Annotated in this window: 23 protein-coding genes; 16 read left to right on the top strand and 7 right to left on the bottom strand. The window is 63.2% G+C overall.

What is annotated here, in order from left to right; all coding sequences use genetic code 11:
• Positions 1-86: 86 nt before the first annotated feature.
• The 14 genes from ccmA (at position 87) to ACIOAU_RS03305 (ending at position 10,519) form a co-directional block, all read left to right on the top strand.
• Positions 87-719, top strand: coding sequence for a cytochrome c biogenesis heme-transporting ATPase CcmA (ccmA, locus tag ACIOAU_RS03240; RefSeq protein WP_259077414.1), 633 nt, complete (start codon positions 87-89; stop codon positions 717-719).
• On the top strand, positions 716-1,384 hold the full coding sequence (gene ccmB / locus ACIOAU_RS03245) for a heme exporter protein CcmB (protein WP_188035631.1): 669 nt from the start codon (positions 716-718) through the stop codon (positions 1,382-1,384). The genes ccmA and ccmB overlap by 4 nt, the downstream gene beginning before the upstream one ends.
• 56 nt (positions 1,385-1,440) lie before the next feature.
• Positions 1,441-2,208 carry a heme ABC transporter permease gene (locus tag ACIOAU_RS03250; protein ID WP_101317917.1) on the top strand — a complete coding sequence of 256 codons (768 nt, stop codon included), beginning with the start codon at positions 1,441-1,443 and terminating at the stop codon, positions 2,206-2,208.
• Positions 2,205-2,381 (top strand): heme exporter protein CcmD, encoded by a 177-nt coding sequence (gene ccmD / locus ACIOAU_RS03255; RefSeq protein ID WP_101317919.1) that lies wholly within the window; start codon positions 2,205-2,207, stop codon positions 2,379-2,381. Before ACIOAU_RS03250 ends, ccmD begins: the two co-directional genes overlap by 4 nt.
• Complete coding sequence (gene ccmE, locus ACIOAU_RS03260; protein ID WP_103436670.1) at positions 2,378-2,833, top strand: cytochrome c maturation protein CcmE; 456 nt, start codon at positions 2,378-2,380, stop codon at positions 2,831-2,833. The genes ccmD and ccmE overlap by 4 nt, the downstream gene beginning before the upstream one ends.
• An 11-nt stretch (positions 2,834-2,844) precedes the next feature.
• The gene (locus ACIOAU_RS03265; RefSeq protein WP_178080824.1) at positions 2,845-4,818 is read left to right on the top strand and encodes a heme lyase CcmF/NrfE family subunit; all 1,974 of its coding nucleotides are present in this window, start codon (positions 2,845-2,847) and stop codon (positions 4,816-4,818) included.
• Complete coding sequence (locus ACIOAU_RS03270; protein ID WP_150569757.1) at positions 4,815-5,351, top strand: DsbE family thiol:disulfide interchange protein; 537 nt, start codon at positions 4,815-4,817, stop codon at positions 5,349-5,351. Before ACIOAU_RS03265 ends, ACIOAU_RS03270 begins: the two co-directional genes overlap by 4 nt.
• The gene (locus ACIOAU_RS03275; protein WP_101317928.1) at positions 5,348-5,824 is read left to right on the top strand and encodes a cytochrome c-type biogenesis protein; all 477 of its coding nucleotides are present in this window, start codon (positions 5,348-5,350) and stop codon (positions 5,822-5,824) included. The genes ACIOAU_RS03270 and ACIOAU_RS03275 overlap by 4 nt, the downstream gene beginning before the upstream one ends.
• Entirely contained in the window at positions 5,817-7,013 is a 1,197-nt protein-coding gene (ccmI, locus tag ACIOAU_RS03280; RefSeq protein WP_259077409.1) for a c-type cytochrome biogenesis protein CcmI, read from the top strand. The genes ACIOAU_RS03275 and ccmI overlap by 8 nt, the downstream gene beginning before the upstream one ends.
• Positions 7,014-7,024: 11 nt before the next feature.
• Positions 7,025-7,444 (top strand): hypothetical protein, encoded by a 420-nt coding sequence (locus tag ACIOAU_RS03285; RefSeq protein ID WP_181088107.1) that lies wholly within the window; start codon positions 7,025-7,027, stop codon positions 7,442-7,444.
• Positions 7,445-7,561: 117 nt separating this feature from the next.
• A complete protein-coding gene (locus ACIOAU_RS03290; protein WP_101317934.1) occupies positions 7,562-8,500 on the top strand; it encodes a 2-hydroxyacid dehydrogenase in 939 nt (312 codons plus the stop codon).
• A 39-nt stretch (positions 8,501-8,539) separates the two neighbouring features.
• Positions 8,540-9,328, top strand: coding sequence for a PhzF family phenazine biosynthesis protein (locus ACIOAU_RS03295; RefSeq protein ID WP_181088105.1), 789 nt, complete (start codon positions 8,540-8,542; stop codon positions 9,326-9,328).
• 28 nt (positions 9,329-9,356) lie between these two features.
• A complete protein-coding gene (locus ACIOAU_RS03300) occupies positions 9,357-9,695 on the top strand; it encodes an FKBP-type peptidyl-prolyl cis-trans isomerase (RefSeq protein ID WP_101317938.1) in 339 nt (112 codons plus the stop codon).
• Between the two features lie 164 nt (positions 9,696-9,859).
• Positions 9,860-10,519, top strand: a complete 660-nt coding sequence (locus ACIOAU_RS03305; protein WP_150572706.1) for a histidine phosphatase family protein — start codon at positions 9,860-9,862, stop codon at positions 10,517-10,519.
• 15 nt (positions 10,520-10,534) lie between these two features.
• Here the strand turns inward: ACIOAU_RS03305 and ACIOAU_RS03310 are convergent, their stop codons facing one another.
• The 3 genes from ACIOAU_RS03310 to ACIOAU_RS03320 form a co-directional block, all read right to left on the bottom strand.
• Positions 10,535-11,263 (bottom strand): aspartate/glutamate racemase family protein, encoded by a 729-nt coding sequence (locus tag ACIOAU_RS03310; RefSeq protein ID WP_101317942.1) that lies wholly within the window; start codon positions 11,261-11,263, stop codon positions 10,535-10,537.
• 16 nt (positions 11,264-11,279) lie between these two features.
• The gene (locus ACIOAU_RS03315; RefSeq protein ID WP_101317944.1) at positions 11,280-12,812 is read right to left on the bottom strand and encodes an NCS1 family nucleobase:cation symporter-1; all 1,533 of its coding nucleotides are present in this window, start codon (positions 12,810-12,812) and stop codon (positions 11,280-11,282) included.
• A 470-nt stretch (positions 12,813-13,282) separates the two neighbouring features.
• The gene (locus ACIOAU_RS03320; RefSeq protein ID WP_401179910.1) at positions 13,283-13,723 is read right to left on the bottom strand and encodes an Lrp/AsnC family transcriptional regulator; all 441 of its coding nucleotides are present in this window, start codon (positions 13,721-13,723) and stop codon (positions 13,283-13,285) included.
• A 132-nt stretch (positions 13,724-13,855) separates the two neighbouring features.
• Between ACIOAU_RS03320 and ACIOAU_RS03325 the strand changes: the two genes are divergently transcribed.
• Positions 13,856-14,761 carry a DMT family transporter gene (locus ACIOAU_RS03325; protein ID WP_401179913.1) on the top strand — a complete coding sequence of 302 codons (906 nt, stop codon included), beginning with the start codon at positions 13,856-13,858 and terminating at the stop codon, positions 14,759-14,761.
• A 51-nt stretch (positions 14,762-14,812) separates the two neighbouring features.
• Positions 14,813-15,739: a class I SAM-dependent methyltransferase gene (locus ACIOAU_RS03330; protein ID WP_101322972.1), complete on the top strand. Its 927-nt coding sequence runs from the start codon at positions 14,813-14,815 to the stop codon at positions 15,737-15,739.
• Positions 15,740-15,781: 42 nt separating this feature from the next.
• On the opposite strand, the gene ACIOAU_RS03335 is transcribed toward ACIOAU_RS03330, so the two are convergent.
• From ACIOAU_RS03335 to ACIOAU_RS03350, 4 genes are all read right to left on the bottom strand, one after another.
• Complete coding sequence (locus ACIOAU_RS03335) at positions 15,782-17,812, bottom strand: mechanosensitive ion channel family protein (RefSeq protein ID WP_181088102.1); 2,031 nt, start codon at positions 17,810-17,812, stop codon at positions 15,782-15,784.
• Between the two features lie 126 nt (positions 17,813-17,938).
• Positions 17,939-18,937 (bottom strand): sulfate ABC transporter substrate-binding protein, encoded by a 999-nt coding sequence (locus ACIOAU_RS03340; RefSeq protein WP_150569750.1) that lies wholly within the window; start codon positions 18,935-18,937, stop codon positions 17,939-17,941.
• 93 nt (positions 18,938-19,030) lie between these two features.
• Positions 19,031-19,855 (bottom strand): ion transporter, encoded by an 825-nt coding sequence (locus ACIOAU_RS03345; protein ID WP_150569749.1) that lies wholly within the window; start codon positions 19,853-19,855, stop codon positions 19,031-19,033.
• Between the two features lie 45 nt (positions 19,856-19,900).
• The gene (locus tag ACIOAU_RS03350; RefSeq protein WP_150572700.1) at positions 19,901-20,779 is read right to left on the bottom strand and encodes an urea transporter; all 879 of its coding nucleotides are present in this window, start codon (positions 20,777-20,779) and stop codon (positions 19,901-19,903) included.
• Between the last annotated feature and the right edge of the window lie 26 nt (positions 20,780-20,805).

The raw sequence follows: 20,805 nt of genomic DNA on the forward strand, positions 1-20,805 counted from the left end.
CCGGCCACGCCGCCCACCACTGTCAGTATAACGGCAGGCCAGGGGGCGACTTGAGACTCAGGCTCCACACAGAATAAGGCGGTACCGTGACCCTTGACCTTCGAGCCACCGGCCTGGCGTGCGAGCGCGACTGGCGCCTGCTGTTTGAACACCTGGATTTTCAGCTGGGCCCAGGCGACATGCTGCAGATCAGCGGCCCCAACGGCAGCGGCAAAACCAGCCTGCTGCGGCTGTTGGCCGGGCTGATGCAGCCCACCGCCGGGCAGATCCAGCTCAATGGCCAGCCGTTGGCCGAGCAGCCGCAGGCACTGGCCAGCGTCCTGCTGTGGATCGGTCATGCGGCGGGCATCAAGGATTTGCTCACGGCCGAAGAGAACCTCGCCTGGCTCTGCGCGCTACATCAGCCGGCCAGTGTCGAGGCGATCTGGCAGGCCCTGGCCGCAGTCGGCCTGCGCGGTTTTGAAGATGTGCCCTGCCACACCCTGTCTGCCGGCCAGCAGCGGCGGGTGGCGCTGGCGCGGCTGTACCTGGCCGGGCCGCCACTGTGGATTCTCGATGAGCCGTTCACCGCCCTCGACAAACAGGGCGTTGCGCAGCTTGAAGCGCACCTGGCCGCGCATTGCGAGGCGGGCGGCACAGTGGTGTTGACCACGCACCACAGTCTCACGCTCAAGCCTGCCGGCTACCGTGAACTGAATGTGGGGCAGTGGGCCGCATGAGTGTATTCGTCCTGTTGTTGCGCCGCGAAGCGCGCCTGCTGTTCCGCCGCCCGGCCGAGCTGGCCAACCCGTTGGTGTTTTTCGCCATTGTGGTGGCGTTGTTCCCCCTTGCCGTCGGCCCCGAGACGCAATTGTTGCAAACCTTGTCGCCTGGCCTGGTCTGGGTAGCCGCGCTGCTTGCGGTACTGCTGTCGTTGGACGGCTTGTTTCGCAGCGATTTTGAAGACGGCTCGCTGGAGCAATGGGTGCTGTCGCCGCATCCACTGGCGTTGTTGGTGCTGGCCAAGGTGCTGGCGCATTGGATCTTTTCCGGGCTGGCGCTGGTATTGTTGGCGCCGCTGCTGGCGCTGATGCTGGGCCTGCCGTCGAGCTGCCTGCCGGTGCTGCTGGCCTCGCTGCTGCTGGGCACGCCGGTGCTGAGCCTGCTCGGTGCAGTAGGCGCGGCACTGACCGTGGGCCTCAAACGCGGTGGTTTGTTACTGGCGCTACTGATTTTGCCGTTGTATATCCCAGTATTGATCCTGGGCAGTGGCGCCTTGCAAGCGGCGTTGCAGAATATGCCCGCCACTGGCCACCTGTTGTGGCTGGCCAGCCTGACTGCCCTGGCTGTGACCCTGGCACCCTTTGCGATAGCGGCCGGCCTGAAGATCAGCGTCGGCGAATAACGAGATCTGGGCCTACGGCAGAATGCTCAAGGCCCAGCCAAGACCGGATGTACCTGATGAAAATAAGCTGGACGTGGTTCCACAAGCTCGGCTCGCCCAAATGGTTCTACGCCATCAGCGGGCGCATGCTGCCCTGGCTGACGGTGGCCGCTGTGCTGTTGCTGACAGTCGGCATGGTCTGGGGCCTGGCCTTTGCGCCGCAGGACTATCAGCAGGGCAACAGCTTCCGCATCATCTATATCCATGTGCCGGCGGCCATGCTGGCGCAGTCATGCTATGTGCTGCTGGCGGTGGCTGGTGTGGTCGGGCTGGTGTGGAAGATGAAGATCGCCGACGTTGCCCTGCAGTGCGCGGCGCCCATCGGCGCCTGGATGACCGCCGTGGCGCTGGTCACCGGGGCCATCTGGGGCAAGCCGACCTGGGGTAGCTGGTGGGTCTGGGATGCGCGCCTAACGTCGATGCTGATCCTGCTTTTTCTATACTTCGGCATCATTGCGCTGGGCCAGGCGATCAGTAATCGTGACAGCTCGGCCAAGGCTTGTGCGGTGCTGGCGATCGTGGGCGTGATCAACATCCCGATCATCAAGTATTCGGTGGAGTGGTGGAACACCCTGCACCAGGGCGCGACTTTCACCCTCACCGAAAAGCCGGCGATGCCCGCAGAAATGTGGCTGCCGCTGCTGCTCACCGGGCTTGGCTTCTACTGCTTCTTCGGCGCTGTGCTGCTGCTGCGCATGCGCCTTGAGGTGCTCAAGCGCGAGGCCCGCGCCAGCTGGGTACGTGAAGAAGTGCTGAACAGCCTGGGGCGGAGGGCAGCATCGTGAGTTTTGCCTCGTTCAGCGAGTTTCTCGCCATGGGCCACCACGGCTTGTACGTATGGTCGGCCTACGGCATTTGCCTGGCAGTGCTGGCGCTCAATGTCGCCGCACCACTGTTGGCCCGCCGTCGTTATCTGCAAGAAGAGGCGCGTCGTCTGCGCCGGGAGAACAATCAGTGAATCCGCAGCGCAAGAAACGCCTGTTGCTCATCGGCGCCCTGCTGGTCGGGGTCGGCGTCGCCGTTGGCTTTGCCCTGAGTGCCCTGCAGCAGAACATCAACCTGTTCTACACCCCGACCCAGATCGCCACCGGCGAAGCGCCGCTGGACACGCGCATTCGCGCCGGTGGCATGGTCGAGAAGGGCTCGGTGCAGCGCTCGGCTGACTCGCTCGACGTGCGCTTTGTGGTCACCGACTTCAACAAGTCGGTGCCGATCACCTATCGCGGCATCCTGCCGGACCTGTTCCGTGAAGGGCAGGGCATCGTTGCCTTGGGCAAGCTCAATGCCGATGGCGTGGTGGTGGCGGATGAAGTGCTGGCCAAGCACGATGAAAAGTACATGCCGCCTGAGGTGACCAAAGCACTCAAGGAAAGCGGCCAGGCGGCCAGCGGCGCGGAGCAGAAGCCATGAATGCTGCCCTGATAGTGCCCGAACTGGGTCAGTTGGCGATGATCCTGGCGATCTGTTTCGCCGTGGTTCAGGCCAGCGTGCCGCTGCTCGGCGCCTGGCGCGGCGACAGCCTGTGGATGAGCCTGGCGCGACCTGCCGCCTGGGGCCAGTTCGCTTTTCTGGTGTTTGCGTTCGGCTGCCTTACCCATGCGTTCATGACCGACAATTTCTCGGTAGCGTACGTTGCCAGCAACTCCAATACCGCTTTGCCGTGGTACTACAAATTCAGCGCAGTGTGGGGCGCGCATGAAGGCTCGTTGCTGCTGTGGGCATTGATTCTGGGCGGCTGGACCTTCGCCGTGTCGGTGTTCTCGCGCCAGTTGCCACAAGTCATGCTCGCCCGCGTACTGGCGGTGATGGGCATGATCAGCGTGGGCTTCTTGTCGTTCCTGATCGTCACCTCCAACCCGTTCCAGCGCCTGTTGCCGCAGGTGCCGGGCAACGGCCGTGACCTCAACCCGCTGCTGCAGGACTTTGGCCTGATCGTCCATCCGCCAATGCTGTACATGGGCTACGTCGGCTTCTCGGTGGCCTTCGCCTTCGCTATCGCCGCCTTGCTCGGTGGCCGCCTGGATGCCGCCTGGGCGCGCTGGTCGCGGCCATGGACCATCGTCGCCTGGGCGTTCCTCGGGGTCGGTATCACCTTGGGCTCGTGGTGGGCGTACTACGAACTTGGCTGGGGCGGCTGGTGGTTCTGGGACCCGGTCGAAAACGCCTCGTTCATGCCCTGGCTGGTGGGCACCGCGCTGATCCACTCGCTGGCCGTCACGGAAAAACGCGGCGTGTTCAAGAGCTGGACGGTATTGCTGGCGATCGCCGCATTCTCGTTGAGCCTGCTCGGCACCTTCCTGGTGCGCTCCGGCGTGCTGACCTCGGTGCACGCCTTTGCCGCCGACCCGGAGCGCGGTGTATTCATCCTGATCTTCCTGCTGTTTGTCGTGGGTGGCTCGCTGACCCTGTTCGCTCTGCGCGCGCCGGTGGTGAAAAGCCAGGTCGGCTTTGCCCTGTGGTCGCGAGAAACATTGCTGCTGGCCAACAACCTGGTGCTGGTGGTGGCTGCATCGATGATTCTGCTGGGTACGCTGTACCCACTGGTGCTCGATTCCCTGACCGGGGCCAAACTGTCGGTCGGCCCGCCGTATTTCGATGCGCTGTTCCTGCCGTTGATGGCATTGCTGATGGTGGTGCTCGGGATCGGCGTGCTGGTGCGCTGGAAGGACACGCCGGGCAAATGGCTGGCGGGCATGCTCACACCGGTATTGATTGGCAGCGCAATTCTGGCGCCGATTGCCGGGCTGATTGCCGATGACTTCGACTGGCCGGCGCTGGCGACCTTTGCCCTGGCGGCGTGGGTAGTGCTCGCCGGCCTGCGCGACATCTTCGACAAGACCCGCCACAAAGGCCTGGGCAAGGGCGTGCGCGGCCTGTCCCGCAGCTATTGGGGCATGCAGGTCGCGCATCTGGGCCTGGCTGTGTGCGCCCTGGGCGTGGTGCTGTCGAGCAACAACAGCGCCGAGCGCGACCTGCGCATGGCGCCGGGCGAGACGGTCGAGCTTGGCGGCTATCACTTCCTGTTCGAAGGCGCCAAGCACTTCGAAGGGCCAAACTTCATCTCCGACCGTGGCACCGTGCGGGTTTCCAAGGACGGTCGCGAGGTCAGCGTGCTGCACCCCGAGAAGCGTCTGTACACCGTGCAGCAGTCGATGATGACCGAGGCCGGGATCGATGCCGGTTTCACCCGCGACCTCTACGTGGCCCTCGGCGAGCCGCTGGAAAACGGCGCCTGGGCCGTGCGCGTGCACATCAAACCGTATGTTCGCTGGATCTGGCTGGGCGGTCTGCTGACCGGCCTGGGCGGGCTACTGGCAGCCTTCGACCGGCGTTACCGGGTCAAGGTCAAGAGCCGCGTGCGTGAAGCCCTCGGCGCGACTGGAGCAACTGCATGAAGCGTTGGATGATGGTCCTGCCGTTGGCGGTGTTTCTACTGCTGGCGGTGTTTCTCTACAAGGGCTTGTTCCTCAAGCCCGATGAGCTGCCGTCGGCGATGATCGGCAAGCCATTCCCGGCCTTCTCGCTGGCCTCCACCCAAGGCGAGCGCAGCCTGACCCAGGCCGACCTGCTCGGCCGGCCGGCGCTGGTCAACGTGTGGGCCACCTGGTGCCCGTCGTGCAAGGTTGAGCATCCTTACCTGAACACGCTGGCCGAGCAGGGCGTGGTCATCCATGGCGTCAACTACAAGGACGATAACGCTGCGGCGTTGAAGTGGCTCGCCGAGTTCCACAATCCGTATCAGCTGGATATCCGCGACGAACAGGGCACTCTGGGTCTGGACCTTGGTGTGTATGGTGCGCCGGAGACCTTTCTGATCGATGCCAAGGGTATCATCCGCTACAAGCACGTCGGCATCGTCGATGCCACGGTCTGGCGCGAGCAGCTGGCGCCGCTGTACCAGGGCCTGGTCGATGAGGCCAAGCCATGAAGCGCTGGTTGGCAGCAGCCGTGCTCGGCCTGAGCCTAGTGAGCGTGGCCAAGGCCGCGATCGACACCTATCAGTTTCGTGACGACGCCGAGCGCGAGCGCTATCAGCAACTGACCAAGGAGCTGCGCTGCCCCAAGTGTCAGAACCAGGACATCGCTGACTCCAATGCGCCGATTGCCGCCGACCTGCGTCGGGAGATCTTCCGCATGCTCGGCGAAGGCCAGAGCAATCAGCAGATCGTTGCCTTCATGGTTGATCGCTATGGCGACTTCGTCCGTTACAAACCGGCCTTGAGCGGGCGCACCTGGCTGCTCTGGTTCGGCCCGGCAATTCTGCTGGCGGGGGGCTTTGTCATGTTGGCGGTGATTGTCCGCCGGCGCCGGCAGCCGGTGGCAAGCGGCAGCGCGCAGCTGTCGGTGGAAGAACGCGAACGTCTCGCCAAACTGTTGGATAAAGAAGCTACCCATGACTGAATTCTGGCTTGGCGCGGGCCTGTTGTTGCTCGCCGCCCTCGGCTTTCTGCTGATCCCGATCCTGCGTGGCCGTGGCCGCCAGCAGGAACAAGACCGTACCGCCCTGAACGTGGCGCTGTATCAGGAGCGTGTCGCCGAACTGAGCGCGCAGCAGGCTGCCGGCGTACTCGATGCCGAGCAACTGGCCAGCGGCCGTGATGAAGCCGCGCGGGAACTGCTGGCCGATACCGAAGGCGCCGGCGAACCGCGCCAGGGTCATCTGGGGCGGGCGGTACCGCTGTTGGCAGCGTTGCTGGTGCCGGTGATGGCGGTGGGGCTGTATCTGCATTTTGGTGCGGCGGACAAGGTCGAGCTGACCCGTGAGTTTGCCCAGGCACCGAAAACCATGGACGAGATGACCAGCCGCCTCGAGCGCGCGGTGCAGGCCCAGCCGGATTCAGCTGAAGGCCTGTACTTCCTCGGTCGTGCGTACATGGCTGACCAGCGCCCGGCTGATGCGGCGAAGATCTTCGAGCGTGCCGTTGCCCTTGCTGGTCGCCAGCCAGAGCTGCTCGGGCAGTGGGCCCAGGCGCTGTACTTTGCTGCCGACAAACAATGGAGCGCACAGCTGCAGGAGCTTACCGACGAAGCGCTCAAGGCTGACCCCAAGGAAGTCACCAGCCTCGGCCTGCGCGGCATCGCCGCGTTCGAAGGCGAACGCTACCAGGAGGCCATCGACTACTGGCAGCGCCTGCTGGCGCAATTGCCTGAGGGTGATGCCTCGCGCGCCGCGTTGCAGGGCGGTATCGATCGCGCCGCCGACAAGCTCAGCGCCGCGCCAGGCAAAGCGGCCGCACCAGCTGTATCACCCGCGCGCTTGCAGGTACGGGTCGAGCTGGCCACAGCGCTGCAGGGCAAGGTTCAGCCGAGCGACACGGTGTTCATCTTCGCCCGCGCCAAAAGCGGCCCGCCGATGCCGTTGGCGGCCAAGCGGGTGACGGTGGGCCAGCTGCCGATCGAAGTTGAACTGTCAGACGCTGATGCCATGATGGCGCAGATGAAACTGTCCGATTTTGCCGAAGTCCAACTGGTTGCACGGGTGTCCCGCGCAGGCCAGCCGACTCATGGCGAATGGATCGGCCAGAGCGCGCCGATGAGCAATCGCACGCCGGGCATTCAGCACCTGACAATCGACAGCCCTGACCAATAAGAGAGCCCACCATGAAGCATGCCGTCCGCTTGACCCTGATCACCCTGGCCCTGGGTCTGTCTGCGTGTACGGTGCGCGAGCCAGTCCAGCAGCCGCTGCCACCGGTCGAAGGCGTGCCGCCGCGCCAAGGGCCGGCGGTCACGCCATTGCCGGGTAGCAAGCCGGGTACGCAGCCGAGCAAGCCAACCGCAGCGCCGAAGGCCATGCCGCGCACTTCGGCCAGCTTCGCGCCACCGCCAGGTGGTGCCAGCCACTGGGACCCGAAAATGGGCGTGTATGTGCTGGAGAAAAAACCCAACACCTTCTACCGTCAGCGCACCTATTACCGCTATGACGGCGGCTGGAGCTGGTCGCTGAGCCCGGAAGGTCCATGGCAGGAAACCGACAGCAGCGGTGTGCCGGGTGGCCTGGGTCGCGCCTTCGCGCAATAAGCATCTGCAGCACCTCTCTACCAGGGCCGGTACAGTACAGTTGAAGGGCAATTCTTCGATTGACTGTACTTGCCCCTGACCCCGCATAATCCCTCCTCGCATAGAGCCGGAGGGTGCATGAGCAAGACAGTCCTGGTACTGGTTGAAACCGTCGACGATTACCTGCCGCTGCTGGAGCAGGCGGGCTATCGACTGATTCGTGCGCCGAATGCGCAGCTGCGCGCTGCGGCCATCGCTCAGCAGGCCGATGAGATCGACGCGGTGCTCACCCGCGGCCCACTTGGTCTGACTGCCAGCGAGATTCAGGCGCTGCCACACTTGCAGATCATCTGTGTGATCGGTGCCGGCTATGAACAGGTCGATCTGACCGCCGCTGCAGCTCGTGGCATCACCGTCACCAACGGCGCCGGCGCCAACGCTGCAGCAGTCGCCGATCACAGCCTGGCCCTGCTGCTGGCCTTGTTGCGCAATATCCCCAACGCTGACGCAAGCACTCGCCGCGGTGAGTGGAACCGGGTGATCAGCCCGTCGGTGTCGGGCAAGCGCCTGGGCATCATCGGCCTCGGTGCTGTTGGCCAGGCGATTGCCAAACGCGCGTCGCTGGGCTTCGACATGCCGGTCAGCTACCACAGCCGTACACCTCGTAAAGAGCTTGCCTACACCTGGTACGACAGCCCGCTGCGTCTGGCCGAGGCGGTCGACATCCTCGTGATTGCTACACCCGGCGGCGCTGCGACGCAGCATCTGGTCGACGCCGATGTGCTCAAAGCACTCGGTGCAGAGGGCTACCTGGTCAATATCGCCCGCGCCAGTGTGGTCGACAGCGCCGCCTTGCTCGAGGCGCTGGAGCAGGGCTGGATCGCTGGCGCGGCACTCGATGTATTCGACGACGAACCCAATGTACCCGACGCCTTCAAGGCACTCGGCAACACCGTGCTGACCCCGCATGTGGCCGGGCAGTCGCCCGAGGCCGCACGCGATACGGTGACCCTGGTGCTGCGCAATCTGCAGGCGTTTTTTGCTGGCGAACCGGTGCTGACCCCCGTTCGCAGCTGAATTTTTACCCGGCCAGTCATGGACAGTGGAGCTTATTGCATGCAACTCGAGATCTTTCAGGTAGACGCTTTTTCCAGCAAACCTTTCGGCGGTAACGCGGCAGCAGTGATCCCGCTGGAGCAGTGGCTGGACGATGCCACCCTGCAGCGCATCGCCGAAGAGAACAACCTGTCCGAGACTGCCTACTTCGTCAAGCACGGCGACGGCTACCAGCTGCGTTGGTTTACCCCGGCGGTGGAAGTCGACCTGTGCGGGCACGCCACCCTGGCCTCGGCCTGGGTGTTGTTCGAGCAACTTGGCGAGCAGGCTGAGGTGCTGCGCTTCAGTACCCGCAGCGGCGAGCTGCGGGTCAGCCGTGGCGCTGACGGCATGCTGGAAATGGACTTTCCGGCCAAGCAACCGCAGCCGGTAGCGACCCCGCCAGGCTTGCTGGAGGCGCTCGGTCTGGACAGCGCACGTGAGGTGTACCGCAGCGATGACTACCTGGTGGCGATTGACGACGTGTCGTTGATCGAGACCCTGCGCCCGGACTTCGCCGCGTTGGCAGCCTTCGATGTGCGCGGTATTGCGGTGACTGCGCCGGGCCGCGGCTTTGACTTCGTCACCCGCTGGTTCGGCCCTCGGGTGGGCGTCAACGAAGATCCGGTGACCGGGTCGGCGCACACTTCGCTGGCACCGTACTGGGCGCAGCGTCTGGACCAAAGCAGCCTGCGCTGCGAGCAGGGCGGTGCGCGCAAAGGCCAGTTGCACTGTGAGGTGCTCGGCAACGGCCGGGTTATCATCAGCGGCCACGGCGCGCTGTACCTCAAGGGCAGCGTGTTCATCTGAGTGCAGCGCAGCTTTTCCAAGGAGCTTCATGAACAACGAATTACAGATCACCGACCTGCTCGAAGGCGACGGCAAGGCTGTGGTCAAGGGCGCATTGATCACCACCCAGTACACCGGCTGGCTGGCCGATGGCAGCGAGTTTGATTCCTCCTGGTCGCGCGGTAAGCCGTTCCAGTGCGTGATCGGCAGCGGCCGGGTGATCAAAGGCTGGGATCAGGGCCTGATGGGCATGCGTGTCGGCGGCAAGCGCAAGCTGCAGGTGCCGGCGCACCTGGCCTACGGCGAGCGCAGCGTCGGCGCGATTCCGGTCAATTCCGACCTGACCTTCGAGATCGAATTGCTCGAAGTGCTGACCCGCGACGACTGAAACTGTAACAACTTCACCCGGCAAGTTTGCCCCGGCGAATGAATTTCGTTCACATTTCTAGGTCAAGATGGTCCCGCTTGCACGGCTGGCTCGCCAGCCTGTGCAGATGATCACGAAATGCAGGCACGGACGCCTTCCTTCTTTTGTCGGATGAGTCCATCGCCATGAAGTTGCTGCAGTCCTTGCGACGCCGTCATCTCTACCTTGCCACTGCGTTTGCGGCAGTCCTGGTGCCCCTGACCTATGCCGTGGTGCACAACCATGAAGAGCCGGTCGATGGCACCCAGACTCTGGTGTTTCTGCGCCACGCAGAGAAGCCTGGCGAAGGTCTTGGCCAGCTGAATTGCCAGGGTCTGAATCGGGCCATCGAGTTGGCCAGTGTGCTGCCGGAGCGGTTCGGCGATGCCGATTATGTCTTCGCTGCCAACCCCTCGCGGCACGTCGAAGAGGGTAGCCAAGATCAGCGCTACAGCTACATTCGCCCGCTGATGACCATCAGCCCCAGCGCCATTCGCCTCGGTCTGCCGGTCAATATCGACTTCGGCGCCAATGACTACGACGAGCTGGCCGATGAGTTGCTGACCGATAAGTACCGCAACGCCACCGTCTACACCGCCTGGTCGCACGGTTACCTGCCTGATCTGATCAATGCCGTGGCCGGCAAGGCCCTGGGTGACGAGCGAGTCATCACCGAGGACTGGAGCAACGAGGATTTCGACAGTTTGTATGTGATTACCCTGACCTGGCACGACGGCAAGGCGAGCATGCTCAGCCGTAACGTGCGTCAGGGTCTGGATGGTGGCAACAAGGCCTGCCCGACCTGAGCCGGGCAGGGCTGATCAGCGGCCCAGGCGCATTGGCCAGCCGACGACTTTTTTCACCCGCGGGGTCGCGTAGGTGCGTACCTTGGAGGTGCTCAGGCCAAGCCGCACCAGCGACTCGGCAATGGTTACCGCAGCGCTGACACCATCCACCACCGGCACCCCGGTGCGCTGGCGAATCTGCTCGTCGAGGCCGGCCATGCCGCCGCAACCAAGGCAGATCACCTCGGCTTTGTCTTCGCGCACAGCGCGCTCGGCCTGTTCGACGATGGCGTCCACCGCCCGTTGCGGATTCTCTTCAAGCTCCAGCACCGCCAGGCCGCTGGCGCGCACCGAGGCGCAGCGGTCATACAGCCCGGAGAGTTTCAGGCGATCTTCGATCAGCGGTACGGTGCGGTCCAGGGTGGTTACCACCGAGTAGGCGTGGCCGAGGTACATGGCGGTGCTGGCGGCGGCGTCGGTGATGTCTACCACTGGCACATCGAGCAACTCCTGCAGCCCCTCGCGGCCATGCTCGCCGTAGCCTGCCTGGATCACCGCATCATAGGGCTGGTCGTAAGCCAACACGCGGTCCATCACGGCGATGGCCGCCAGATAACTTTCGAAATTGCCCTCCACCGACTCGGCGCCAAAGTACGGCGTCAGACCGACGATCTCGGTGCCTGGCGCGGCGACGCTGCGGGCTTGCTCGGCAATAGCCTCGGTGATGGCTGCGGTAGTGTTGACGTTGACGATAAGAATGCGCATGCAGATTCTTCCTTGATCAATGGCTGCTGTGGTCGACGGCGATGCACTCGCCGCTGACGTCGTGGTATTGGCGATTGCGCGGGGCAATCAGCAGGTACAGCGCAGCCGCGATGCCCGCACCGATCAACCAGGAGAACGGCGCCACGCCGTGGAAGTTGGGTACCAGCGCAAGGATGATGGCCAGCAGCGCCGCCGGTGCGAAGGCCGCCATCGCCCGCCAGTTGATGCCGCGGGTGTAGTGATAGGCGCCAGCCGGGTTCTCGCTGTACAGCTCAGGCACGTTGATCTGGCCTTTGCGCAGCAACCAGTAGTCGGCCATGATCACCCCGTACAGCGGGCCGAGCAGGGCGCCCAGGCCGGACAGGAAGTAGACGATCACCAGTGGGCTGTTGTAGAGGTTCCACGGCAGGATCAGTACCGCCAGCGTGGCGCTGATCAGGCCGGCGCGGCGGAAGTTCAGGTGGCGCGGGGCGAGGTTGCTCAGGACAAATGCAGGGGCGACGAAGTTGGCCATGATGTTCACCGCGACGGTGACGATCAGGAACGCCAGGCAACCCAGTACCAGAAACAGCGTATTAGGGATGGTCGCAACGATCTGGGTGGGGCTGTCGATGATGTGGCCGTTGATCTTGAACTGTGCACCGCTGAGCACCACGGTGATCACAGCGAACACCAGGATGTTCACTGGCAGGCCCCAGAAGTTGCCGACGCGGATGGTCTTGCGGCACGGCGATGAGCGGGCGAAGTCGCAGAAGTTCAGCACCAGGGTGCCGTAGATCGCCAGCCACAAGGCGCCACCGGCAAAGATATTGCGCCACATTTCGTATCCGGTCAGCGGCTCGGCCACCGACCAGGCGATGCGTGTGTCGGCCTGGAAGTACATCCAACCGGCCAGGCTCGCGACTGTCAGCAGAATCACTGGGCCGGCGAAGCCTTCATAGCGGCGCACCATTTCCATGCCGTAGGCAAGGATCACCAGCTGCACCAGCCAGATCGCGACGAAGCACACCCAGCCCAGGCTCGACAGGCCAAGGATGCTGTCTTGATCGTATGCGGCCACCTGCGGCCAGATGGCGGTGAGCAATACCCGCAGTACCACCGAGGCGAGATAGGTCTGGATACCGAACCAGGCGATGGCGATCACGGCGCGAATCAATGCCGGCAACTGTGCGCCGTGGATGCCGAAGGCGATGCGGCTGATGACCGGGAAGGGCACACCCGTCTTCTGCCCCATGTAGCCAGACAGGTTCATGAAGAAGTACACCAGCACTGCGCCGATCGCCAGCGACAGGAGAATCTGCCAGCCACCCAGGCCGAGCGCGAACAGGCCCATGGCGAACGAGTAGTTGGCGATGTTGTGCACATCGTTGGTCCACAGCGCGAAGATGCTGTAACCGCCCCAGCGTCGGCCCTCGAGACGGGTCGGCGCGAGGTCGCGGTTGTGCAGGCGCGGGCTGAGTTCGAGGGCCGGCGATGCGCCGGTCAAGGTTGACGGCTGGGCGGTGCTGGCGACGGATAGTTCAGGGGCAAGGTCGAGGCTGCTACTCATTCCGGCGGCTCCTGATGCGCAGTTTGCAGTGAGGGGCGAGAGTGCACGGTCTCGTCTGGTCACGGCTGAACCTTGGCATCACTGGGTTCTGGAGGCTGCGGCCTGCTTGGGGCAGGCGCTGCGCGTTGTTGTGTATTTAGGTTTTGTTCAAGTTGTATACAAAACACAAGCACAGCAAAGCCAGTTCCATGCCATCGGGTGTGCAAGTTCACAAATTGCAGTTCCGTGAACTCTTTATTTAAATCGCTAACTTACTGAATTGAATTGTTTATAAGTTGACCGTTTGAACAATTTAAATTTTTTACCAAGTTGGTTTGCTGATCAATCGGTCAAATTATCTCGCGCCGCGCGTGTAACGTCTTGGTGCTGTGCTTCCCAGAAGTGCACACAAAAATGGCACCTTAGGTGACAATTCTGTGTACAAGAAATAAGCAGCACAATCTGGCCGTGCCGGTCTGCAGGAAAGCCGCTCACCCGGCCATTGGCGGCAGGCGGCGTTTCACCGGGCTCTTCTTGATGATCGCGGTGTTGGTTTCGGCCAGGACATTGATGCGGTCGAGCAAGCTGTCCAGTTGCTCCATCGAGCGCACATGCAGGCGGGCGATAAAGCAGTCCTCGCCGGTCACCTTGTCGCACTCGGTGAACTCGGCAATCGCGATGATCTGGCGCTCGACTTCCTGCAGTTGGCCGGGCAGTGGGCGGATGCGCACAATCGCCTGCAACTGATAGCCGAAACAGCGCGGGTCGATTTCGACGGTGTAACCGCGGAGCACGCCGCGCTCTTCCAGCCGGCGCAGCCGCTCGCTGACGCTGGGCGCCGAAAGCCCGCTGATCTGCGCCAACGCCTTGAGCGAGCGGCGCGAATCCTCCATCAGGGCGGTGATCAGGAGTTGGTCGATGGCATCGGTCATAAGTACCTCGTTAGGCGAAGCTTCTGATTTGCCTTGATCGTAAAGGTGAATGGCGATTTTTGCCTTGGTTATCCGCTGGAAGGCGGCCGCCAGCCCTCGTCATACTGTTGCCATCATCAACGGAGGTGGCCGATGGACAGTTCAATACGCCGTGGTTCGCTGGAAATGATCGTTGCCATGCTTATTTCCGGGACGATTGGCTGGTTCGTGCTGGTGTCCGGGCAACCGGTGCTGGAGGTAGTGTTCTGGCGCTGTGTGTTCGGCGCGGGGGCGTTACTGGTGATCTGCGCGAGCCTGGGCCTGCTCAAGTCCGGCGTGATCAGCCGCGGCGCCGTGTTGCTGGCGATTGTCAGCGGGGTGGCCATCGTCGGTAACTGGGTGCTGCTGTTCGCCTCGTATTCGCGGGCGTCGATTGCCATCGGTACTGCGGTATACAACGTACAGCCGTTTCTGTTGGTCGGCCTGGCTGCGGTGTTTCTCGGCGAGAAGATCACCCTGGCCAAACTGAGCTGGCTGGGGGTGGCGTTCGTCGGCATGCTGGCCATCGTCAGTGCCCACGGCAACGGCCAGAGCAGTGGCAGCGACTATCTGCTGGGGATTGCCCTGGCCCTTGGGGCGGCGTTGCTGTATGCGGTTGCGGCGTTGATCATCAAGCGCCTGAGCGGTACGCCGCCGCACTTGATCGCGCTGATCCAGGTCAGCACCGGCATCGTCCTGTTGGCGCCGTGGGTCAAGCTTGGTGGGTTGCCCGCTGAACTGCCGGCGCTGGCCAGTTTGCTGACCCTGGGCATCGTCCATACCGGGCTGATGTATGTGCTGCTGTACAGCGCGATCCAACGTCTGCCGACTGCATTGACCGGCGCGCTGTCGTTCATCTACCCGATTGCGGCGATCCTGGTCGACTGGTTCGCCTTTGGCCATCGGCTGGCGCCGTTGCAGTGGCTGGGGGTGGCGTTGATTCTGCTGGCCGCTGCCGGCATGCAACAAGGCTGGTGGTTTCGCGCCCCGGGCAAAGCGGCGCCAAGCCCATGCGACTGAGCGCAGTTGAAGCGGGTAGAATGCCCTCTTTTGATCCTCAGCGACGCGCCCATGACCTCCGTGATTGATACCCTCGAGCAGCACCTGCTCACCGCTCTCGACCCTGCTCCGTTGGAAACCCGGCGCCTGTTCCATGGCCGTGGCCGCTGCTGGGCAGGGCTTGAGCAGATCACGGTCGACTGGCTGCAGGGGGTGTTGCTGGTGGCGTTGTTCCGCGAGCCACCCGAGGGCCAGCTGGCTGAGCTCGAGGCGATGCTGCGGGCACTGGCCGAGCGCCCACTGTGGACCGGCGAGGCGATTTTGATTCAGCACCGTTACCTGCCCGACAGCCCCGGCCAGTGGTTGCTCGGCGAGCCGGTGCAGCAGCGTGAGGTGGTCGAAGACGGCCTGACCTACCTGCTCGATCTGGGCGTGCGCCAGAACAACGGTCTGTTTCTGGACATGCGCTATGGCCGGCGCTGGGTGCGTGAGCACGCCGCTGGCAAGCGGGTACTCAATCTGTTCGCCTATACCTGCGGTTTCTCGGTGGCGGCAATCGCCAACGGCGCTGCTCAGGTGGTCAATCTGGACATGGCCAAGTCGGCACTGTCGCGTGGACGCGAGAACCATCGGCTCAATGGCCATGATGTGGGCCAGGTGGCGTTTCTGGGTCATGAACTGTTCAAGTCATGGGGCAAAGTGCGCAAGTACGGGCCGTATGACCTGATCATCATCGACCCGCCGACGTTCCAGCGCGGCAGCTTTGTGCTGACCCAGGACTACGCGAAAATCCTGCGCCGCTTGCCCGAGTTGCTCAGCGCAGGCGGCACGGTGCTGGCGTGTGTCAACGACCCGGCGATTGGCTCGGACTTCCTGATCCAGGGCATGGCCGAACAGGCGCCGGGCTTGCAGTTCATCGAGCGTCTGCAGAATCCGCCGGAGTTTGCCGATGCTGATCCTGAGGGTGGCTTGAAGGCGCTGGTGTTCCGCCAACTATGAGCTGCCGCCCTCGACAGCGAGGGCGACAGTGCTTGGCAGGGTTCAGGCAGGCAATGCGCGGGCCTGGGCGGGCATCGGGTAGACCTGGGCGAAAGCAACGTTGTCGGTTTGATCGACGCGCTTTTTCAGGCGTTCGTTGAAGGCCCGGCTGACCGCGTACTGGCCACCGGAAATGGTTCGGAACTGCGCGGTCAGGACGAACCCGTTGAGGTCCATACGGTCGACGCCGAACACCTGCAGCGGCCCTTGCAGGTTGATCCGCAGCAGTGGGTCTTCGCTGATCGACTTGCCCACTTCGTGAATCAACGCCAGCGACTGATCGACGTCACTGTCGTAGGTGAACTGCACCGAGAAGAACGCATAGGCAAACTGCCGCGACTGGTTGGTAACCGCCTTGATCTGGCCAAACGGCACCGAGTGGACGAAGCCCTTGCCGTCGCGCAAGCGCAGGGTGCGGATGGTCAGGCTCTCGACCGTGCCGGCGTGGCCGGAGTCGAGCACCACCCAGTCACCGATCGAAATGGTGTCTTCGATCAGGATGAACAGCCCGGTGATCACATCCTGCACCAACTGCTGCGAACCAAAACCGATGGCCAGGCCAATTACCCCGGCACCGGCCAGCAGCGGCGCAACGTTGATGCCCAGGTTGGCCATGGTGGTGATGGTGCAGATCACTACCAGGATAACTTTCACCGCATTACGCAGCATCGGCAGGATGGTGCGCACGCGAGTGCTGGGCTGGCGCGAGCTGCGCTTGCCGACGGGTGGCTTCAGCGCCTCTTGAATGGCGGTGTCGAGCACCACCCACAGCAGCCAGGTCACCAGCAGGATCAGGCCGATACTTGAAATCGAGTTACTGATGGCCTGGCCGAGGCGGTTGCTCAGGGCAAAGTCGATCACCGAGAAACCCCAAATGCGCCCGAGCAGCTCGATAAAGGTAATCGCCATGGCGATGCGCAGTAGCGCATGGGCGAGGCTGCGTAGCAGCTCCTTGTAGGGGCGGACCTTCTGCTGCGTATCAACCTTGCGTGACGCCAGCAGGTGTTGCAGCAGGGTGCTGAGGAACAGCGTGGCCACCAGCAGCACGGTGGTCAGCAGGGCATTCTGCAGGGCTTTCTGACTCTCTTCGCCGGCACCGATCAGGTTGATCGCCGAGACCAGAATCATCATCAGGATCGGCAGGTACCACAGCTTGGAGAAGATCCGCAGGGTCTCCTGCACTGCACGGTGGTGCAGGCGATCATGCAAGTCGCGGTTGCGGATCAGGTGACCCACCGGCCGGCGCAGGCGCAGGACCAGGCTGGCAAAGATGAAGGTGGCGATCAGGCCGGTGATCACGGCGATGCTGGCGGTGATATTGCCGCCGACCTGGCGAGCGATCTGCGGGCTGGTCAGCGCGTCGCTCCAGGCCGCGAGAAAGCCGATCATGAACAACGCGCGCGGGGCCATCTGCCTGATCACGGCGACGGCAGGGCGTTTGTGGCCTGCATCGAACAGGGTGATCAGGCAGAGGATGATCGACGTCGAGAACAGGCCGCTGCTGGTCGCGTAGGCCAGGCTCAGGCCGAGTGCACGGGCAATCGACGGGTCGAGAAAGCGGCTGGCATACAGCGTCAGCGGCAAGCTCGCCAGGGCCGGCAAGGTATAGGGCAGCAAGTACCTCAGCAAGCCACGCAGGCGCTTGCGCCGTTGCAGCAGGGCGGTGCGCGCGCAGCGGGCGGCGAGCCAGCGGCCGAGCAGGCTGAGCAGCGAGAAACTGGCGGCCCAGGCTACCGTCAGCAGGACAAAATCGCCGATCAGTTGCAGGCCGTCGTGCCCCGAGTGGCGGTCGACCAGGCGCTCCACCTCTTTGCTGGCGCGGTCGGTGCGCAGGCGCCAGGTGTCCAGCACATGGGCATCTAGGTCGAGGTCTTTGGCTGCACTGTCGAGGCCATCGGCCAGGGCACCCAGCAAGCCACCCTGCAACACCGGAGCAGGTTCTTCGGCGGGAGCTTCGGCAGGCGCGGGGTCAGCGGCGTAGAGTGAGGTGCTCAGCAACAGGCTGAGAAGTAGCGGGGTTAGCAAGCGCAGCACTGGAGTACTCCTTGGGCCGTGGCGGGCGTGGGGGGTTACTCAAGGAACTGATTGCCGAAGGCGAGGGAAGTTCGATGCAATCCGGGCCATGGCCTGGCCCGGATTGCTCTGGCAAGCGTCAGTCGATCACTGGCCGGTGTAGATCTGGTCGAACACGCCACCGTCGTTGAAGTGGGTTTTCTGCACCGTGCGCCAGTCACCGAAGGTCTTCTCTACCGAAAGGAAGTCGACTTTCGGGAAGCGGTCGGTGTACTTGGCCAGTACCGCTGGATCACGCGGGCGCAGGTAGTTGTTGGCAGCGATTTCCTGGCCTTGTGGCGACCACAGGTACTTCAGGTATTCTTCGGCGGCGGCGCGGGTGCCTTTCTTGTCGACCACTTTGTCGACCACGGTGACCGGCGGCTCGGCTTCGGCCGATACGCTTGGGTAGACCACTTCGAACTGATCGCGACCGAATTCGCGGGCGATCATTTCGGCTTCGTTTTCAAAGGTGACCAGCACGTCGCCGATCTGGTTGGTCATGAACGTGGTGGTAGCCGCCCGGCCGCCGGTATCGAGCACTGGCGCCTGCTTGAACAGTTTGCCGACAAAGTCCTTGGCCTTGTTTTCGTCGCCGCCGTTTTTCAGCACGTAGCCCCAGGCCGAGAGGTAGGTGTAACGGCCGTTACCGGAGGTCTTGGGGTTGGGCACGATCACCTGGACGCCGTCCTTGAGCAGGTCAGGCCAGTCTTTCAGCGCTTTGGGGTTGCCTTTGCGCACGATGAACACGGTGGCCGAGGTGAACGGCGCGCTGTTGTTTGGCAGGCGCGTGACCCAGTTGTCCGGGACCAGCTTGCCGTTGTCGACCAGGGCATTGATGTCGGTGGCCATGTTCATGGTGATGACGTCAGCCGGCAGGCCATCGATCACCGAGCGCGCTTGCTTGCTCGAACCGCCGAAGGACATCTGCAGGTTGATCTTCTCTTTGTGCTCGGCTTCCCAGTGCTTCTGGAAAGCGGCGTTGTAGTCCTTGTAGAAATCGCGCATCACGTCATAGGAAACGTTGAGCAGCGTCGGCGCGGCCTGGGCCAGGTTGCCCAGGGTCAAGCCTGCGGCGAGCAGCGAGGCGGTAAACAGTTTTTTCACGACGCGATCCTTGTTCTTGAAACAGTTAATGGCAGAGTGCCTGCGACTATAGCGGGTGTTTCCCAAGCGTTTAAAGAACGAAATACGCTTTGGTTATTCCTTCCTGGGGAACAGCGCATTGCCGCAGCGCGAGCAGAATGCAGCGCCGTGCTCATGGCTGTTTTTACGGCAGGTCGGGCAGTCGTGCTGGAGTTGTTCGCCACGCATGGCGTTGGCCAGCTCGGCGGTGAAGATGCCGGTCGGCACGGCGATGATCGAGTAACCGGTGATCATCACCAGTGACGACAGCACCTGGCCCAGCGGCGTCTTCGGCACGATATCGCCAAAGCCCACGGTGGTCAGGGTGACGATCGCCCAGTAGATGCCTTTGGGGATGCTGGTGAAGCCATGCTCGGGCCCTTCGACCACGTACATCAAGGTGCCGAACACGGTCACCAGAGTCGATACGCTGACCAGAAACACGATGATCTTCTGCTTGCTGCCGCGCAGCGCGCTCATCAGGTAGTTGGCCTGCTTGAGGTACGGGCTCAGCTTGAGCACGCGGAAGATCCGCAGCATGCGGATCACGCGGATGATCAGCAGGTACTGGGCGTCGCTGTAATACAAGGCGATGATGCCCGGCACGATGGCCAGCAGATCGACCAGGCCGTAGAAGCTGAAGGCATAGCGCAGCGGCTTGGGCGAGCAGTACAGGCGGGTCAGGTATTCAGCAAGAAAGATCGCCGTAAAGCCCCACTCGATGGCGGCGAGCAGGCCTGAATAGTTCTGGTGAACCTCATCGATACTGTCGAGGATCACCACCACCAGGCTGGCCAGAATGATCAGCAGCAGGGTCTTGTCGAAGCGTCTGCCAGCGGTGGTGTCGGATTGAAAAACCAGAATGTAGAGCCGCTCGCGCAGGCTCGCCGGGGAGTTCATGGGGCGCGTTCCATTATGCAATGGGCAGAGCCTAGGGCTTGCCCCTCAGCTGTGCAAGCGGCGTGGTTTACCGCCCGCCAGCCCGCGCGGCAGGCGGCTGCTCAGGTGCAGCAACCAGCAGGCGGCCACAAACGGCGCGGTCAAGGCGGCCACCGGCAGCAGGTTGAACAGCGGTTGCAAGGCGATGGCCAGGATGATCGCCAGCAGCGGCAGCCACGGCCGTTCGCGCTGGCCGCAAAAGGCCAGTGCCGCCAGCGCGGCATTGAAACCGAGCAAGCCCATCCCGGCGCTGTGGACATCGCCCATGAGCAGCGCAACGCAGGCGCCCAGGCCTGAGCCGAACAAAGCCCAGAGTGCAGCGCTGCGATTGGACAGGAACAAACCGATGGCGATCAGCAGCCCCGCCAGCGGCTGCTCCAGCAGAAACACCTGGCCCAGGCCACGCGCCAGTGCCTGCAGAGGCTCGGCACTGACCGCTGTGCCGGCGGCAGACGGCTGCGCAGCCAGCAGCGCGGCCCAGCCGAGCAGCACGAACGGTGCGGTATAGGCCGGCAGCAGGCAGGCGCCGCGTTTGCGCCATTGATGGACGAGGATGCTCGACAGGCCACTGGCGGCGATAATCAGCGGCGGCAGAATCACTGACCATGGCAACACTGCGCTGAACAGGATGCCGATCAGGACGCCGTTGTAGCTGTACAGGCCGGCCTGGCGATCAGCCCGGTCGTAGCCGCGCCGCTGCGCCGTGAGCAACCCTGCCAGCGCGCCCAGCAGGGCACCACCGACCAACTGCGGGGCGGTCAGGAGGATGGCGAGCAGACAACACAGGCCGCACAGCGGGCTACGCTGCAGCAATACCTGGCTGAAGCCGTTGAGAAGCGCCGTGGCCCAGTCGGGGCACGGGGTGACGAAATTTTGTGTGTACATGGGCAGTCAGTAGGTTGAAGTTGGCG

The organism is Pseudomonas sp. NPDC088322, from assembly GCF_044740745.1.
Classification (GTDB): Bacteria; Pseudomonadota; Gammaproteobacteria; order Pseudomonadales; family Pseudomonadaceae; genus Aquipseudomonas; species Aquipseudomonas shirazensis.

Excerpts from the sequence above, each read along its gene's own strand:
- ccmB (WP_188035631.1), top strand. The coding sequence starts at position 716 with ATGAGTGTATTCGTCCTGTTGTTGCGCCGCGAAGCGCGCCTGCTGTTC.
- ACIOAU_RS03250 (WP_101317917.1), top strand. The coding sequence starts at position 1,441 with ATGAAAATAAGCTGGACGTGGTTCCACAAGCTCGGCTCGCCCAAATGG.
- ACIOAU_RS03270 (WP_150569757.1), top strand. The coding sequence starts at position 4,815 with ATGAAGCGTTGGATGATGGTCCTGCCGTTGGCGGTGTTTCTACTGCTG.
- ACIOAU_RS03275 (WP_101317928.1), top strand. The coding sequence starts at position 5,348 with ATGAAGCGCTGGTTGGCAGCAGCCGTGCTCGGCCTGAGCCTAGTGAGC.
- ccmI (WP_259077409.1), top strand. The coding sequence starts at position 5,817 with ATGACTGAATTCTGGCTTGGCGCGGGCCTGTTGTTGCTCGCCGCCCTC.
- ACIOAU_RS03285 (WP_181088107.1), top strand. The coding sequence starts at position 7,025 with ATGAAGCATGCCGTCCGCTTGACCCTGATCACCCTGGCCCTGGGTCTG.
- ACIOAU_RS03290 (WP_101317934.1), top strand. The coding sequence starts at position 7,562 with ATGAGCAAGACAGTCCTGGTACTGGTTGAAACCGTCGACGATTACCTG.
- ACIOAU_RS03295 (WP_181088105.1), top strand. The coding sequence starts at position 8,540 with ATGCAACTCGAGATCTTTCAGGTAGACGCTTTTTCCAGCAAACCTTTC.
- ACIOAU_RS03300 (WP_101317938.1), top strand. The coding sequence starts at position 9,357 with ATGAACAACGAATTACAGATCACCGACCTGCTCGAAGGCGACGGCAAG.
- ACIOAU_RS03305 (WP_150572706.1), top strand. The coding sequence starts at position 9,860 with ATGAAGTTGCTGCAGTCCTTGCGACGCCGTCATCTCTACCTTGCCACT.
- ACIOAU_RS03310 (WP_101317942.1), bottom strand. The coding sequence starts at position 11,263 with ATGCGCATTCTTATCGTCAACGTCAACACTACCGCAGCCATCACCGAG.
- ACIOAU_RS03315 (WP_101317944.1), bottom strand. The coding sequence starts at position 12,812 with ATGAGTAGCAGCCTCGACCTTGCCCCTGAACTATCCGTCGCCAGCACC.
- ACIOAU_RS03320 (WP_401179910.1), bottom strand. The coding sequence starts at position 13,723 with ATGACCGATGCCATCGACCAACTCCTGATCACCGCCCTGATGGAGGAT.
- ACIOAU_RS03325 (WP_401179913.1), top strand. The coding sequence starts at position 13,856 with ATGGACAGTTCAATACGCCGTGGTTCGCTGGAAATGATCGTTGCCATG.
- ACIOAU_RS03330 (WP_101322972.1), top strand. The coding sequence starts at position 14,813 with ATGACCTCCGTGATTGATACCCTCGAGCAGCACCTGCTCACCGCTCTC.
- ACIOAU_RS03345 (WP_150569749.1), bottom strand. The coding sequence starts at position 19,855 with ATGAACTCCCCGGCGAGCCTGCGCGAGCGGCTCTACATTCTGGTTTTT.
- ACIOAU_RS03350 (WP_150572700.1), bottom strand. The coding sequence starts at position 20,779 with ATGTACACACAAAATTTCGTCACCCCGTGCCCCGACTGGGCCACGGCG.